This is a genomic window from Polynucleobacter sp. HIN6 (assembly GCF_030297575.1).
Lineage (GTDB): Bacteria > Pseudomonadota > Gammaproteobacteria > Burkholderiales > Burkholderiaceae > Polynucleobacter.
Genome location: NZ_AP028137.1, coordinates 1722843 through 1736587 on the forward strand (window position 1 = coordinate 1722843; position 13745 = coordinate 1736587).

Annotated in this window: 17 protein-coding genes; 2 read left to right on the forward strand and 15 right to left on the reverse strand. The window is 46.9% G+C overall.

Annotated elements, in window-relative coordinates; genetic code table 11:
• Positions 1–11: 11 nt before the first annotated feature.
• Entirely contained in the window at positions 12–767 is a 756-nt protein-coding gene (locus QUE66_RS08585) for a HesA/MoeB/ThiF family protein (protein WP_286223617.1), read from the forward strand.
• Here QUE66_RS08585 and ptsP read toward each other — a convergent pair.
• The 8 genes from ptsP to QUE66_RS08625 form a co-directional block, all read right to left on the reverse strand.
• Positions 764–2518, reverse strand: a complete 1755-nt coding sequence (ptsP, locus tag QUE66_RS08590; protein ID WP_286223618.1) for a phosphoenolpyruvate--protein phosphotransferase — start codon at positions 2516–2518, stop codon at positions 764–766. The two genes, QUE66_RS08585 and ptsP, sit on opposite strands and share 4 nt — an antisense overlap.
• 2 nt (positions 2519–2520) lie before the next feature.
• Positions 2521–2790 carry an HPr family phosphocarrier protein gene (locus QUE66_RS08595; protein ID WP_286223619.1) on the reverse strand — a complete coding sequence of 90 codons (270 nt, stop codon included), beginning with the start codon at positions 2788–2790 and terminating at the stop codon, positions 2521–2523.
• Complete coding sequence (locus QUE66_RS08600) at positions 2777–3241, reverse strand: PTS sugar transporter subunit IIA (protein ID WP_286223620.1); 465 nt, start codon at positions 3239–3241, stop codon at positions 2777–2779. The genes QUE66_RS08595 and QUE66_RS08600 overlap by 14 nt, the downstream gene beginning before the upstream one ends.
• 1 nt (position 3242) lies before the next feature.
• The gene (gene gshB / locus QUE66_RS08605) at positions 3243–4181 is read right to left on the reverse strand and encodes a glutathione synthase (RefSeq protein WP_286223621.1); all 939 of its coding nucleotides are present in this window, start codon (positions 4179–4181) and stop codon (positions 3243–3245) included.
• 8 nt (positions 4182–4189) lie between these two features.
• Positions 4190–5488: a glutamate--cysteine ligase gene (gene gshA, locus QUE66_RS08610; protein ID WP_286223622.1), complete on the reverse strand. Its 1299-nt coding sequence runs from the start codon at positions 5486–5488 to the stop codon at positions 4190–4192.
• 198 nt (positions 5489–5686) lie between these two features.
• Positions 5687–7072: an ammonium transporter gene (locus tag QUE66_RS08615; RefSeq protein ID WP_286223623.1), complete on the reverse strand. Its 1386-nt coding sequence runs from the start codon at positions 7070–7072 to the stop codon at positions 5687–5689.
• A 10-nt stretch (positions 7073–7082) separates the two neighbouring features.
• Positions 7083–7421 carry a P-II family nitrogen regulator gene (locus QUE66_RS08620; protein WP_108509169.1) on the reverse strand — a complete coding sequence of 113 codons (339 nt, stop codon included), beginning with the start codon at positions 7419–7421 and terminating at the stop codon, positions 7083–7085.
• A gap of 26 nt (positions 7422–7447) precedes the next feature.
• On the reverse strand, positions 7448–8293 hold the full coding sequence (locus tag QUE66_RS08625) for a TorF family putative porin (RefSeq protein ID WP_286223624.1): 846 nt from the start codon (positions 8291–8293) through the stop codon (positions 7448–7450).
• A gap of 257 nt (positions 8294–8550) precedes the next feature.
• Between QUE66_RS08625 and QUE66_RS08630 the strand changes: the two genes are divergently transcribed.
• Positions 8551–8808, forward strand: coding sequence for an accessory factor UbiK family protein (locus tag QUE66_RS08630; RefSeq protein WP_286223625.1), 258 nt, complete (start codon positions 8551–8553; stop codon positions 8806–8808).
• Between the two features lie 18 nt (positions 8809–8826).
• Here the strand turns inward: QUE66_RS08630 and QUE66_RS08635 are convergent, their stop codons facing one another.
• From QUE66_RS08635 to QUE66_RS08665, 7 genes are all read right to left on the reverse strand, one after another.
• A complete protein-coding gene (locus tag QUE66_RS08635; protein WP_286223626.1) occupies positions 8827–10179 on the reverse strand; it encodes an MFS transporter in 1353 nt (450 codons plus the stop codon).
• Between the two features lie 7 nt (positions 10180–10186).
• Positions 10187–10645: a hypothetical protein gene (locus tag QUE66_RS08640; RefSeq protein WP_286223627.1), complete on the reverse strand. Its 459-nt coding sequence runs from the start codon at positions 10643–10645 to the stop codon at positions 10187–10189.
• Positions 10646–10751: 106 nt separating this feature from the next.
• The gene (gene lipA, locus QUE66_RS08645; protein ID WP_286223628.1) at positions 10752–11723 is read right to left on the reverse strand and encodes a lipoyl synthase; all 972 of its coding nucleotides are present in this window, start codon (positions 11721–11723) and stop codon (positions 10752–10754) included.
• Positions 11723–12382, reverse strand: a complete 660-nt coding sequence (gene lipB / locus QUE66_RS08650) for a lipoyl(octanoyl) transferase LipB (RefSeq protein WP_286223629.1) — start codon at positions 12380–12382, stop codon at positions 11723–11725. The genes lipA and lipB overlap by 1 nt, the downstream gene beginning before the upstream one ends.
• Before the next feature lie 9 nt (positions 12383–12391).
• Complete coding sequence (locus QUE66_RS08655; RefSeq protein WP_286223630.1) at positions 12392–12667, reverse strand: HP0495 family protein; 276 nt, start codon at positions 12665–12667, stop codon at positions 12392–12394.
• On the reverse strand, positions 12664–13383 hold the full coding sequence (locus tag QUE66_RS08660) for an alpha/beta hydrolase (protein ID WP_286223631.1): 720 nt from the start codon (positions 13381–13383) through the stop codon (positions 12664–12666). The genes QUE66_RS08655 and QUE66_RS08660 overlap by 4 nt, the downstream gene beginning before the upstream one ends.
• Before the next feature lie 19 nt (positions 13384–13402).
• Positions 13403–13708, reverse strand: coding sequence for a (2Fe-2S) ferredoxin domain-containing protein (locus QUE66_RS08665; protein ID WP_108509177.1), 306 nt, complete (start codon positions 13706–13708; stop codon positions 13403–13405).
• Between the last annotated feature and the right edge of the window lie 37 nt (positions 13709–13745).

The following is a 13745-nucleotide window of genomic DNA, read 5'->3' on the forward strand; positions in this document are numbered from 1 at the left end:
TTGAGTTGCTCATGAATGACGAGCAACTCCTTCGCTATTCGCGTCATCTACTACTCGATGAAATTGACATCGTAGGTCAAGAGCGCCTGTTAAGTTCCCACGTACTGATCATTGGCGCTGGTGGTTTAGGCTCTGCGTGCGCCCCTTATCTAGCTGCCGCTGGCATTGGAAGAATTACTCTAATCGACCATGATCATGTCGAACTTACCAATCTTCAGCGTCAAATCATGCATCAAGCCAATAGCATTGGCATGAGTAAGGTGGCCTCGGGTGAACGTTTTCTGAAAAGCTTAAATCCCAGCTGTCAGGTTCAAGCGCTTGAAAAGAGACTTGATGAACCCTTACTCAAAGAGCTGCTTGGTGATGTTGATGTAGTGGTTGACTGTACTGATAACTTTTCGACCCGACACCTGATTAATCGGGTATGCGTTACCCATGGAAAAGTATTGGTCTCAGGCGCCGCATTACGCTTTGATGGTCAGGTGAGCGTATTTGATTTTAGAGATCCAAACTCACCATGCTATGCCTGCGTCTTCCCACCAGATCCTAATTATGTTGAAACCCACTGTGCCAGCATGGGGGTCTTTGCACCTCTAGTAGGCATTATTGGAACTATTCAGGCGGCGCAAACTCTGCAAGTCATTATTGGTTTTGGAGAGCCGTTAATCGGGCGCTTGCTGATCTGGAATGCCCGCACGACCCAGATCGATGAAATTAAACTCGCACGCCATCACGCTTGTCCAGTGTGCGGACCAGGCACGCACTAATGAATTGAATTTAGTCGATTAAATAGAATGCTTTGCTCAACTGGCTCGTAAGCCGCCAGTAACTCATCAATATGCATCTTCAACTTGCGGGTATCGGCCTGCATGATCTCGCGCTTAACCAGTAAGAGCTGACTAAAGTGCATTGAGAAATCGGTCAATCCCATCGCCAATAAGAGCTTTGTCAAGGCAGGATCACCCGCCATCTCGCCGCATACTGCAATCGGCACATTGGCTCGGTTTGCCTCACGAATAATTCCGGCAATTAAATTGAGTACTGCCGGATTTAATGGGTCGTATAGGTGAGCAACCGCATGATCGGCACGGTCAATCGCCAAGGTGTACTGAATCAAATCATTGGTACCAATTGATAAATAATCAAAGTGTTTGACAAAGAGCGGCATCATCAAGGCGGCGGCTGGAATCTCAATCATTGCTCCTACCTGAATATCTGGATTAAACGCCTTGCCCCGCTCTTGTAATTGCTGTTTAGCCTTTTCAATGAGCCGCAAACTTTCATGAATCTCCTGTGCATGCGCCAACATTGGCAATAACAGTCGAACTTGGCCATGTGCAGACGCTCGTAATATGGCGCGCAATTGAGTTAAAAATATCTCAGGCTCAGACAACGACCAACGAATGGCGCGCAAACCCAGAGGAGATGTTCCAGTAGAACCAGTTTCAGCTCCCGCGACTGCTTTATCAGAGCCAATATCAATCGTACGAATATTCACTGGCAAACCAAACATTGCCTCCACCGCACGGGTGTATTCCTGATATTGCTTCTCTTCATCCGGAAGACCATGTTCTTGGTTCATAAACAAGAACTCAGACCGAAATAATCCAATGCCAACCGCACCTAATTCCAGAGCATGTTTTGCATCTTCTGGTAACTCAATATTGGCAAATAACTCGATCTCAACACCATCTTTGGTGCGGGTTGGGCTGTACTTAAGCTCTTGTAGCTTTTCAGACTCCAGGCGTTTTTCAGCCTGAAGACTTCGATACTGAGCCAGAAGCATCTCATCGGGAGCAACCACCACAATGCCGCGGTCCCCATCAATCACAATCCAATCGCCGTGCTCAATCATGTCGCTGGCATGGCGTATACCTACGACTGCTGGTATTTCTAAGCTACGCGCCACAATAGCAGTGTGAGAGGTCTTGCCACCTAAATCGGTTACAAATCCACCCAGCGCATTCTCTTTAAAGCGCAACATATCATGAGGTGCAATATCATGCGCCACCACAATCGTGTCATCCTCAAAGTGTCCTGTAATCAGTCCTTCGCCACCAACCACAGTCTGACGGTTATGCGACTGCAATGCCTTTAAGACTCGCTCAGCGACCTGCCGAATATCATTGCCACGTTCCTTTAAATACGGATCGTCCATTTCAGCAAACTGCTCAAGCAAATCATTGAGCTCGGTGGTCAGGGCCCAAGCAGCATTTAGGCGTTTTTGCCGAATCAAGGCTAAGGGCTTCTCAGCTAAGGTTGGGTCCGAGAGGATTAATTGATGAACATCCAAAAATGCTGCCATCTCCTGTGGAGCATCTTTTGGTAAAGCGGCTTTAAGGGTATTGAGTTCTTGGCGCACGCAATCAAACGCTTCGAGTAATTTATTCGCTTCGGCTTCTTCGGTCCCAGGCTCAATCAGGTAGTGACTAACCTCAAGGGCGGCTCTTGAAATTAATACGGCCTTACCAATCGCAATACCTTTAGAGACGGCAATACCGTGAAGAGCAAAGGTCATTCCTACTCGCCCTCACCAAATCGGTCTTGAATCAGCTCACAAATTTTCTTTAGGGCTTCGTCTTCTTTCTCGCCAACGGTCTCGATCGAAACGGTACTACCCATGCCAGCAGCAAGCATCATTACACCCATAATGCTTTTCGCATTAATGCGTCGGCCATTCTTGCTCATAAATACCTCGCACGGGTATTCACTAGCGAGTTGCGATAACTTTGCGGACGCGCGTGCATGCAGGCCAAGCTTATTAATGATTTCAATATCAAGTTTTGGCATCGCTCGTTCCTGCATTCTGATTCAACATAAGCTCGGCATCGGTCATTGAAGAGGGCGCTCCTAAACGAATAATGCCATTTTGACCACCCTGCATGGCTTTAAGAGCAACCGATTCAACTCCGGTACCTCGATAAGAAATCGCCCGCATAAGCATTGGCAAGTTCACGCCAGCTAACACAATCACCTTGCATGAAAAGAGTCCAGATTTGGCAAGCCGAGTGGCAACATTCGCTGGGGTAGCACCCATAACGTCTGTTAAAACCAATATGCCATATTCACTTTGAACCTGAGTGGCCGCTTCATAGACGCGCTCAAAACTAATCTTGGTATCTTCGTGTGGGGGAATATCAACCGCAGCCATACGAACCGGCACCTTGCCATAGGTATGCTCAACAAAACCAAGCATGGATCCGGCAATTGGGGTGTGGGCAACAATTAGGATTCCTGGCACCTTAAATGAGCTCCTTTTCAAGCAATGTAAGCCATTTTTGAGCAATATCCAAATTGGTTTGTTGAGTAATTTCCACAAAACAGGTGGGGCTTGTCACATTAATCTCGGTCAAGTAACCGCCGATCATGTCGAGGCCCACTAAGAACAAGCCACGCTTAGCCAGAATAGGGGCTAAATGATTGGCAATTTCCTCTTCGCGTGCGGTCAGAGCCATGGCTAAACCTTTGCCACCAACAGCTAAGTTCCCGCGAATCTCTGAGCCCTGCGGTATACGCGCCAAAGCATAAGGCATGACCTCACCACCAATGAGCAAAACGCGCTTATCGCCCGAGGTAATTTCGGGCAAGTAACGTTGGGCCATTAGAGTACGTGCGCCGTTCTCACCAAGGGTTTCAACAATGCTTCCTAAATTAAGGCCATCGGGTCCCACCCGAAATACGCCCATGCCACCCATACCATCGAGTGGCTTAATAACAATGTCGTGATGGAGTCGATGAAAATCGCGGATCGCATGAATATCGCGCGTCACTAAACTCGGGGGGATAAATTGCGGGAACTCCGTGATCGAGAGTTTTTCAGAATGATTGCGAACCGCATCCGGTGAGTTAAATACCCGGGCCCCTTGCAAAACAGCTGCCGATAGGATCCAGGTACTCGTCAAATACTCTACCGTGAATGGTGGATCTTGGCGCATTAAGACCGCTGAAAAATATTCCAACGGATACTCCTCAAATGAACCTAGGGCATACCAATGCTCACCATCCAAAAGTTCAATTGTTTGGCAACGTGCTCTGGCCTTGCCTTGTCCCCAAACCAAGTCATGGCTTTGGGTATACCAAATCGCATGCCCAGCAGCCTGTGCGGCACGCATCATGGCTAAAGTGCTATCTTTCTCGACCTTAAACGAATCGAGTGGATCAGCAATAAACAAAAACTTCATGGCCAGACTTAAGCGGCCTCAGCATCCGGATCGGTGCGCTCAAGCTCAAGTGATGCAGCCAGCAGAGCCAAACGCGCGACAACGCCGTATAAGTAGAATCGGTTTGGTGCTGCGCTACCTGGCTTTGCTTTCATATCGGGCATGGCGTTTTGCTCAAACGCGAGCGGCACAAAATGCATGCCAGGTGCATTTAAATTCTCATCGGGTCCACGGTCGGTATGAACCCGATAAAAACCCCCAATAACATAACGATCGATCATATAAACCACAGGTTCGGCCACGGCCTCATTAACCTTCTCAAAGGTATAAACACCTTCTTGAACAATCACGTCACTGACCGCAAGACCCTCTTTAACGATGCTCATCTTATTGCGATCACGGCGATTTAAGTTCTTTAAATCATTGGGGTCGTGCGCAATCATCACGCCCATTCCATAGGTTCCAGCGTCGGGCTTAACAACCACATAGGGCTTATCTTTAATGCCGTACTCACGGTATTTCTTAGCGGTCTTTTTAAGAACTTGATCAACGGCTGCGAGCAATTGCTCTTCACCCTTTTGCTCATGAAAATCCATCCCAGTGCAACGGGCGTAATAGGGATTAATCATCCACGGATCAATATTGATTAATTTGGCAAATTTCTTGGCTAACTCTTCATACGCCTGAAAGTGATTGGACTTTCGACGAATCGGCCAGCCGGCATGCAGCCCTGGGAGCAAGTACTGTTCGTACACATTCTCGAGGATTGGCGGAATGCCCGCGGATAAATCATTGTTAAGCAAAATAGAGCAAGGATCAAAATCCTTGAGTCCCAAACGGGTCTTGCGTAAACCTAGGCGCGTTAGTGGCTCTAAAACTAATTTGCCACCCTCTGGCAACTCGATGGTGGTTGGTTTTTTAATATCGTCCGATAGGGTACCCAAACGAACATTTAATCCCGCTTGGCGCAGAATCGATGATAAGCAAGCAATATTCTGTAGATAGAAGGTATTACGAGTATGCCGCTCAGGGATCAACAATAAATTTTTGGCCTCTGGGCAGATTTTCTCAATCGCTGCCATCGCAGCCTGAACGGCCAAAGGCAACATTTCGGGAGATAGATTATTAAACCCACCCGGAAATAAATTGGTATCAACTGGAGAGAGCTTAAATCCAGAATTTCGCAGGTCGACCGAGCAATAAAACGGTGGAGTATGCTCCTGCCACTCCAAGCGAAACCAGCGCTCAATCGTTGGGGTTGCTTCGAGTACTTTCGACTCGAGCTCTAAGAGAGGGCCACTTAAGGCGGTAATAAGATGCGGGACCATATCCGCATTGTAAGTTTTTTGAAAGAAAGACGCGGAATCTTGCGATTCCGCGCTTAAAAACTAGGCAACCAACCAGTGCCGCCTAGTGAGGGGTAAAAAACAACAAATCACTATTGCTATGCCACACTACCAACTACTATTTGATGTCTGGGTTTGCTGGAATCACTAAAAACCACCAAACCCATTACATCAGAATGCTTATTTTGAATAAGCGGTCTCACCGTGCGAGACAAGATCGAGACCTTCACGCTCTTGATCTTCGTTTACACGTAAACCAATCACGATATCAACAATCTTGTACGCAATCGCAGAAATAATTGCGCTCCAGATAATAGTGATACCGACACCTTCAGCCTGGATCAATACTTGACTAGCGATTGAGAAATCCGCATCGCCTGTTCCACCCAGACTTGGAGCCGTGAACACTCCGGTTAGGATCGCACCAATGATGCCACCTACACCGTGAACGCCGAACACGTCTAAGGAATCATCTGCGCCGAGCATTTTCTTCAAACCACTCACACCCCAGAAACAAACGAATCCGCAAACAAGTCCAATCACAATTGCGCCCATTGGACCGACTGTGCCGCAAGCTGGAGTAATACCAACCAATCCTGCAATCGCACCAGATGCTGCACCTAACATCGAGGCCTTACCTCTAAACATAGTTTCAGCGATATTCCAAGCCAAGACTGCAGCAGCAGGCGCAAGCAAGGTGTTAATGAATGGCAAGGTTGCGGTTGCATTTGCTTCCAAGTTTGAGCCCGCATTAAATCCAAACCAGCCCACCCAGAGAAGTGATGCACCAACCATGGTCAGGGTCAGGCTATGCGGCGTCATTGCATCTTTACCGTAACCAATCCGCTTGCCAATCATGTAGGCACCAATTAAGCCAGCGATACCAGCGTTAATATGAACCACGGTACCGCCAGCAAAGTCGAGATCGCCCTTACCAAGCAGATAGCCTCCTGGGCCCCAAACCATGTGAGCGATTGGGAGGTAGGCGAAGGTGAACCAGATTGCACAGAACAAAAGTACTGCTGCAAATTTCATTCTCTCAGCAAACGAGCCAACAATCAGACAGGCAGTAATACCGGCAAAGGTTGCCTGAAAAGCAATAAAAATTAATTCAGGGATCTTAGAGGTGTCGGTAAAAGTATCCGATAAGGACTCGATCGTAACGCCCGATAAAAAGAGCTTACTAAAGTCACCAATAAATAGCCCTTCGCCACCAAATGCCAAGGAGTATCCATAGATCACCCACAAGATAGCAATCAATGAAAACACCGTCATGACCTGCATCAAGACCGAGAGCATGTTTTTGCTGCGGACCAAGCCACCATAAAACAAGGCCAAGCCTGGAACAACCATCATGATGACCAAGATGGTACTTAACATCATCCAAGCAATATCTGCTTTTTCAACAGTCGCTTTTACTTCTGGAGCAGCGGCTGCAGCAGTAGCAGCGGCGGCAGCGATTGGCTCAGGAGCAGCCAATGCAGCAGATGTTGCCACTACACCAGTGACGCCAATGGCTAGTGCCACTGCGCCACTCGTTAGGACTTTTTTTATCCAATTCAACATGTTTAACCCCTTATAGTGCTGAGGTACCGGTTTCACCGGTACGAATACGAACGACATGTTCGATTGAAGAGACAAAAATCTTGCCATCACCAATCTTGCCCGTGCGTGCTGATTTCTCAATCGCCTCAATGGCGCGATCGAGAATGCCGTCTTCTACCGCAGCTTCAATACGAACCTTGGGTAAAAAATCAACTACATACTCAGCACCGCGATACAACTCGGTGTGACCCTTTTGTCGACCAAAGCCTTTCACCTCTGAAACGGTGATGCCTGAAACCCCAACTTCTGAGAGAGCCTCACGCACCTCGTCAAGCTTGAAAGGCTTGATGATTGCGGTAATCATTTTCATGCATATCTCCTAGATAGTGAGGGGGATTAGAAGGTTTTGGTGAGAGCAACAACAGCACCACCGCGGCCGGCGGAACCATAGGAATTAGGTGTCCACGTATTCCACCAACTTGCATTTGCATTGGTACTTACATAGGCAGCCGATAAACTTAGGCCACCTCCAAAATCCTTAGTTAGGCCGAGTTTCCAGTCGGTGTAGCTAATATTGTTTGGGGTCGAAGCCGACCAACCAGACGGGGTCGCGGGTTGACCTGCAACATATTGATAACCGATATGTCCGTTAACTGTTAATCCCCAGATACCAGTATCAAAATTAGATGTTAGATCTAAGTAATAGGAGCCTGAACTATTCGGGATACCAAAAATGTTTGTGAGTCCATAGTTAATTTTTCCAAATCCACTCAAAGAACCAAATGTATAGTTTTGGGCAACATAGATTTCAGTGGTGTTTGGATTTAACATCGACCCTGCAGGATAACTTCCCTTCTGTGGATAAAAATACTGGAGTACACCAAGATCGGTTGCAAATCCTGGCGCAATTAAATCTTTCTTAAATCCACCGTAGAAATTCATCTCGAGGGGTGCGCTAACCGAGGGGGTTGAATAGCCACTTGTCGTATTTGAAACCCAGTTAATTGTCGAGTTCCAGTTACCAATATAGAGTCCGCTCTCATGGGCGTAATCAAACCCACCCTGAATAGCGGGCTGATAGTTTGTTTGGCTGATTCCGCGGAAGCGATAGTCATTCACGAGTGTTACGTTCGCAGTGATCGGGCTCGTTTCTGGAGCGGGTGCTGGTGCCGATTGCGCCATGGCGCCACCCGCCAATGCTGAGATCGCTAGAGCGAGTGTGGTTTTCTTAAAAGTGTTCATAAATACTCCCTTCTGGTTGAATGAAAAAATGCACTACACATTTAGTAATGCAATAAGCGTGCCAGGTTATTAAATATTGTTTTAAATCAAGTATTTATTTAATTTTTTGGCTTTGGATTTGACTTAATTGGTGCTTATTTTGGTGAATATCTGGGGTTTTTGTGGGCCTTTGCACCAAATCAATGCATCATTTGGGGTCATTTTGTGCACCACCTTTGAGCATGCAAGGTCTTTGGGTTCGCCCTACAATTTGTTTTATGCAAAAACCCAGTCAATTATTCGAGCAAATGCAGACCATTGCGGTCGATATGCAAAACAAGATCGGTGAGGTCATACGTAACTCACCTGCCAAAGACATTGAAAAAAATGTTCGGGCCATGATGACCCAGGGTTTTCAGCGCATGGATTTGGTTACACGCGAAGAGTTTGATATTCAGTCCAAGGTCTTGGCTAGGACCCGTGAGAAATTAGAGGCGCTTGAAGCAAAAGTAGCGGCCCTTGAAAACAAGTCGTAATCGATAAGTTACAACTGCTTAAATCTTTATAGCTTCATCTTCAGCTTCATCATCTCGAAAGAAGGTGGCTGGAAAATATTTGGGTGCAATCAAGAACCAAATAAAGCCAGCAATCTGCACCACTAGAAATACCGCTAGCGCCAAATCATAAGCACTCGTTTTGTTCCAGCCCAAGGCAATGCCTAAATCTAACAAATGGCCAATACCCCATTGCACAATGAAGGCACCAATAAAAAGTGTTAGGTTATAGGTGGTGCTGACTCTTCCCGAATAGTGTTTCGGGAAGTACAAAACAATGATGCTCTGCGCCAACACAAACGAAGCGCAGGTAATCGCAAATAGATACCACCAGATCCATACCAAGGGCGTTTGCCAAAAATACGCGCAGGCCTGCATGATCATCGATGCGCCAACCATCCAGGTCATGTAGCGCATCGTATCAACTCCGCGCTTGGCTAATTTTGGCAAGATCCAAGCATTAAAGAGATAGGCAAAGAGGAGTACGGTGTTAAATCCAAATACGATTTGTGCGGCAGTGCTTGGGCGATACTCCATCACCTCAATTAGCCATGGGCCAAACCATAAGGTTTGTATCGCAATAAATCCGCCATAACAAAATGTGCCCAGTGGCAGGATCCGCCAGAAAAATGGATTGGTCAAAATTGGCTGATAACTTTGCCACGATAAATTCGCTTGTGCGCTGGGTACTTCGTGATTTGTGAGCTGATGTTGCTGATTTTGCTGATTTTGTTTTCGTACCGGCAAACCAAAGTACAGAATCAGGATTGCCAGAAATGACAAGCCAGCAAGTACCAAAAAGACTCCGCGCCAACCGATATAGGGTGTGACCAAATGTACAGGCCATGTGCTTGCTAGGGCACCGCTGGTACCAAACACCAACATGGCTGAAGCTAATTGTCCTTGTTGAGAGGGTGCGTACCAAGCCCTAAATCCTGAGAATGCAGCCATTAGACAGGCGGACACCCCCATTCCAATTAAGACCCGTGCAATCACTAATGTGTTGAAGTTCTCAGCCAAGGCAAAAATAATGGCGCCAATCACAGCGAGGGTCATCACCCAGACTTCAGTAATCCGTGGGCCAAAGCGATCAAGCGCCAAACCCAGGGGAATTTGTGTCATTCCAAATCCAACAAAATAAGCTGAAGACAAGAGTCCTAAATCGGCATTGCTAATTTGAAGATCGCGCACAAGATCTGGAGCGATCACCACATTGATCGTACGAAATGCATACGACATAAAGTAGGCCATAGCAAAGCATAAGAAAATCCGCAATGCAAAGCCACCCTCTAAGGGTAGCCTTAGATGATCATTGGGTCTGCCATACCAATGGGAATAATTCGCCCGACTCATTTAGTACTTAGTTTGGTCGAAACTCATCAAAAAATATAGTGATGTTCTCTTGACTAAGGAGAGACTCTAATTGACTGGACTGCCCCGTCCGAATGACGCTGATTTGATAAAGATTCACAGAATCATTGGCAGCCGGCCTAATTAACCACCGCACCCGCATCACCTTTTTACTCTCAGGAAGGCTTAAATAATAGTCTTGCGTGACTTGTTTAGCTTGACCTGCTGGGCCAATTCGGCTGGTAGCATCTTTGACCAGATTAAATTGGGTTGTGTTTGCCTGTCGTAGCAGGGTATTTTTTAACATCTGCTCAACCTGTGTAACCTGGGTCGCAATCGTGGCTGGGATTTGTGTGGTCATCACAGCAAATACATCCTCATCGACTTTGGCGAACTCCAGAGTTTGCTTTAGAGACGTTGTTTGATAGGTAATGTCGCGCTCAATTAGTTGGGGCTTACTCGGAAACATCACCGAATAACCCTGCGCATCGTTTTTAATGGTACGCCAATCAAATTTAGGGCTACACGCTACGATGAGAGTACAAAGGGTAGCTAGCCCAAATATGCGTATTGCCCTATACAACGCCAGCCTCATGGGCTTGTTGATCAGCGTGATAACTTGAGCGCACCATCGCACCAACCGCTGCATGGCTAAAACCCATCGCATACGCTTTTTGCTCAAACTCTTTAAATGTATCTGGGTGTACATACCGCAATACTGGTAAGTGGTGATTTGAGGGGGCAAGGTACTGACCAATGGTGAGCATATCAATATCATGCGCGCGCATATCCTGCATGACCTCCAAGATCTCCTCATCGGTTTCGCCCAATCCAACCATCAAACCACTCTTAGTCGGTATCTGTGGAAAGCGTGCTTTGAAGTCTTTCAATAGCTTTAATGAATGTGCATAGTCTGACCCTGGTCTCGCTTGCTTATATAGGCGCGGTACGGTTTCCAGGTTATGGTTCATGACATCAGGCAAGCCTTGTGGATCACTAGCAAATATATCGAGAGCCTTCTCAAGTCGTCCCCGAAAATCAGGCACCAAAACCTCAACACGAGTTGACGGTGAAAGCTCTTTGGTTCGTCGGATGCAATCGACAAAATGCTGTGCGCCGCCATCACGCAGGTCATCACGATCAACACTTGTAATCACCACATAGGAAAGTTTGAGTGCAGCTATTGTCTTCGCGAGATTAATCGGTTCTTGCGTATCCAAGGGGTCAGGTCTGCCATGCCCCACATCGCAGAACGGGCAGCGTCGCGTACATTTATCGCCCATGATCATAAAGGTGGCTGTGCCTTTACCAAAACACTCACCAATATTAGGACAGCTTGCCTCTTCACATACAGTGACCAACTGGTTCTCACGCAAAATCTGTTTAATCTCATTAAAGCGCGAACTACTCGATGCGGCCTTCACCCGAATCCAGTCCGGCTTTTTTAAGGTCTCGGCTAGAGGCACGATCTTAATTGGAATCCGCGCAGTCTTGTCTGCCGATTTTTGTTTTTGCAGGGGATCGTATTCTTTTTTTAGATCGCTCATCAAACAGGTTCCAGTTGCAACTGCTGTTGTAGGTGATTCAGTAAATTTCCTGCAACGGTATCGATATTCTCGCTGATTCCAAGCGACTTGAGATCAATCGTTTTTAAGCCCTCATAGCCACAGGGGTGGATTGCCTCAAAGGGTGATAAGTCCATATCAATATTCAGTGCTAGACCGTGGTAACTACATTGTTTAGTAATTTTAAGCCCTAGGGCTGCAATCTTGGCACCCCAAAGGGACGGTGATACCTGAGGCTGCTCACTAAGATAAATGCCAGGAGCACCGGACTTACGCTCAGTGATTACCTTGTAATCAATTAGGGTCTGGATAAGCGCTTCCTCAATGCGCGAAACCAGCTCTTTGACATAGAGCTTCTTACGCTTAAGATCAAGTAATAAATAAATCACGATTTGGCCTGGCCCGTGATAGGTAATCTCACCGCCACGATCAACTTCAATAAGAGGAATAGAATCAATCGGAGTATGTAAATTACTTGGCTCTCCAGCCAAGCCCAAGGTAAAGACCGGAGGATGTTGCAAGACCCACACTTCATCAATCGTCGTCGCAGAGCGCTCTTGTGTAAACCGTTGCATGGATTCAAAAGCTTCTTGGTATCCCACCATGCCCAAGAACCGAATTTGTACTGGGCTAGCCTGCATAGCAACTCACTAGAGTACGACGCTCACCAAGGGATGGGTGGATAGTGTTCGATAGATTTCATCGAGCTGCTCACGACTGGTTACATGCACTGTAATGGTTAGACCCAGATAATTACCATCACGCGATGGCCGCTCTTCAATGCTTGTCTCCTGAAAATCCGGATCAAATTGCTTGGCAATATGAATCACGGCTGGCAAAAACTCGGGGGCTGCTTTACCCATTACCTTGATTGGAAAATCACATGGGTACTGAATCAGGGACTCTGCGGGAGTATTGGTGTTCATGATGATGTTCTCGGAAAGCCCAACCAGTTAGACAAAATAATATTGCGTATGCAGTGCAACTTGCGATGAAAAAAATGATCGGCTCCTGGTACCACATGCACAGTTAATTCTTGAGGACGAGTCCAATCAAATACCGCACTCAACGGAATGGTCTCATCATTTTCCCCATGAATCACAATCGTATCGGTGGGAACACGTTCGGCCAGCTCCCACTTGCCTGCTGCGCTACCCACCATGACAAAGCGCTCTACCGGTCGTCCAAGCTCAGCTAGTTTTTGAACTAAATGGGTGCCCACATAACTACCAAAGGAGAAACCGGCTAGCACCAATGGCAATTGATTGACTTCGGTAATCCAAAGCTGCTCATTAGCATTTGGCAGGCTTTGCGTCCAAGCTCCTGGCGTGCGCATCCAATCACTAATGCAAATCAGGTCGTCAAGCTCACCACGCCCCTCATCATGGACGCCTTCTGATAAACCAACCCCCCGAAAATTTGGTCTCACGCATACATAATCCAACTGATTAAACGTTCTTGCTAAGGTCTGCACTACCTTGTTATCCATGGTGCCACCGAGTAAGGGATGGGGGTGAGCAATCAAGGCCAATCCTCGCAACTCAGTGTGGGGATTATGTTTGAGGCTCTCTGGCAAATCAATCGAGAGCTGAATCTGGCCAACTGGGCCTGGGATCGTAATGATTTGAGTCCGACTGTTCATGCAATGCCTAATCGCTTAGTTAAATCATTAAACGTTCGACAGGCTTACCTTGCATCAAATGAGAGTCGATAATTTCTTCTACATCTTCGGTATCGATCATCGAGTACCACACACCCTGGGGATAAACCACCATAACAGGGCCGTTCGCACAATGATCTAAACAACCTGCTTTATTCACACGTACCTTGCCTGCACCGTTGAGTCCCAATTCTTTGACTCGTTTTTTAGTGAAATCAAACAAGGCTTGGGCATTGTGCCGAGCACAGCAATCATCGCCATTGCTCCGCTCGTTTAAACAAAAGAATAGGTGGTATTGATAGCTCATCCTAGAAATTATATCGATGGATGAGGCTTCTAGCCGA

Coding starts and splice junctions, on each gene's coding strand:
- gshA (WP_286223622.1), bottom strand. CDS start 5,488: ATGGTCCCGCATCTTATTACCGCCTTAAGTGGCCCTCTCTTAGAGCTC.
- gshB (WP_286223621.1), bottom strand. CDS start 4,181: ATGAAGTTTTTGTTTATTGCTGATCCACTCGATTCGTTTAAGGTCGAG.
- QUE66_RS08660 (WP_286223631.1), bottom strand. CDS start 13,383: ATGAACAGTCGGACTCAAATCATTACGATCCCAGGCCCAGTTGGCCAG.
- QUE66_RS08655 (WP_286223630.1), bottom strand. CDS start 12,667: ATGAACACCAATACTCCCGCAGAGTCCCTGATTCAGTACCCATGTGAT.
- QUE66_RS08640 (WP_286223627.1), bottom strand. CDS start 10,645: ATGTTTCCGAGTAAGCCCCAACTAATTGAGCGCGACATTACCTATCAA.
- lipB (WP_286223629.1), bottom strand. CDS start 12,382: ATGCAGGCTAGCCCAGTACAAATTCGGTTCTTGGGCATGGTGGGATAC.
- lipA (WP_286223628.1), bottom strand. CDS start 11,723: ATGAGCGATCTAAAAAAAGAATACGATCCCCTGCAAAAACAAAAATCG.
- QUE66_RS08665 (WP_108509177.1), bottom strand. CDS start 13,708: ATGAGCTATCAATACCACCTATTCTTTTGTTTAAACGAGCGGAGCAAT.
- QUE66_RS08585 (WP_286223617.1), top strand. CDS start 12: ATGAATGACGAGCAACTCCTTCGCTATTCGCGTCATCTACTACTCGAT.
- QUE66_RS08630 (WP_286223625.1), top strand. CDS start 8,551: ATGCAAAAACCCAGTCAATTATTCGAGCAAATGCAGACCATTGCGGTC.
- ptsP (WP_286223618.1), bottom strand. CDS start 2,518: ATGACCTTTGCTCTTCACGGTATTGCCGTCTCTAAAGGTATTGCGATT.
- QUE66_RS08625 (WP_286223624.1), bottom strand. CDS start 8,293: ATGAACACTTTTAAGAAAACCACACTCGCTCTAGCGATCTCAGCATTG.
- QUE66_RS08620 (WP_108509169.1), bottom strand. CDS start 7,421: ATGAAAATGATTACCGCAATCATCAAGCCTTTCAAGCTTGACGAGGTG.
- QUE66_RS08595 (WP_286223619.1), bottom strand. CDS start 2,790: ATGCCAAAACTTGATATTGAAATCATTAATAAGCTTGGCCTGCATGCA.
- QUE66_RS08615 (WP_286223623.1), bottom strand. CDS start 7,072: ATGTTGAATTGGATAAAAAAAGTCCTAACGAGTGGCGCAGTGGCACTA.
- QUE66_RS08635 (WP_286223626.1), bottom strand. CDS start 10,179: ATGAGTCGGGCGAATTATTCCCATTGGTATGGCAGACCCAATGATCAT.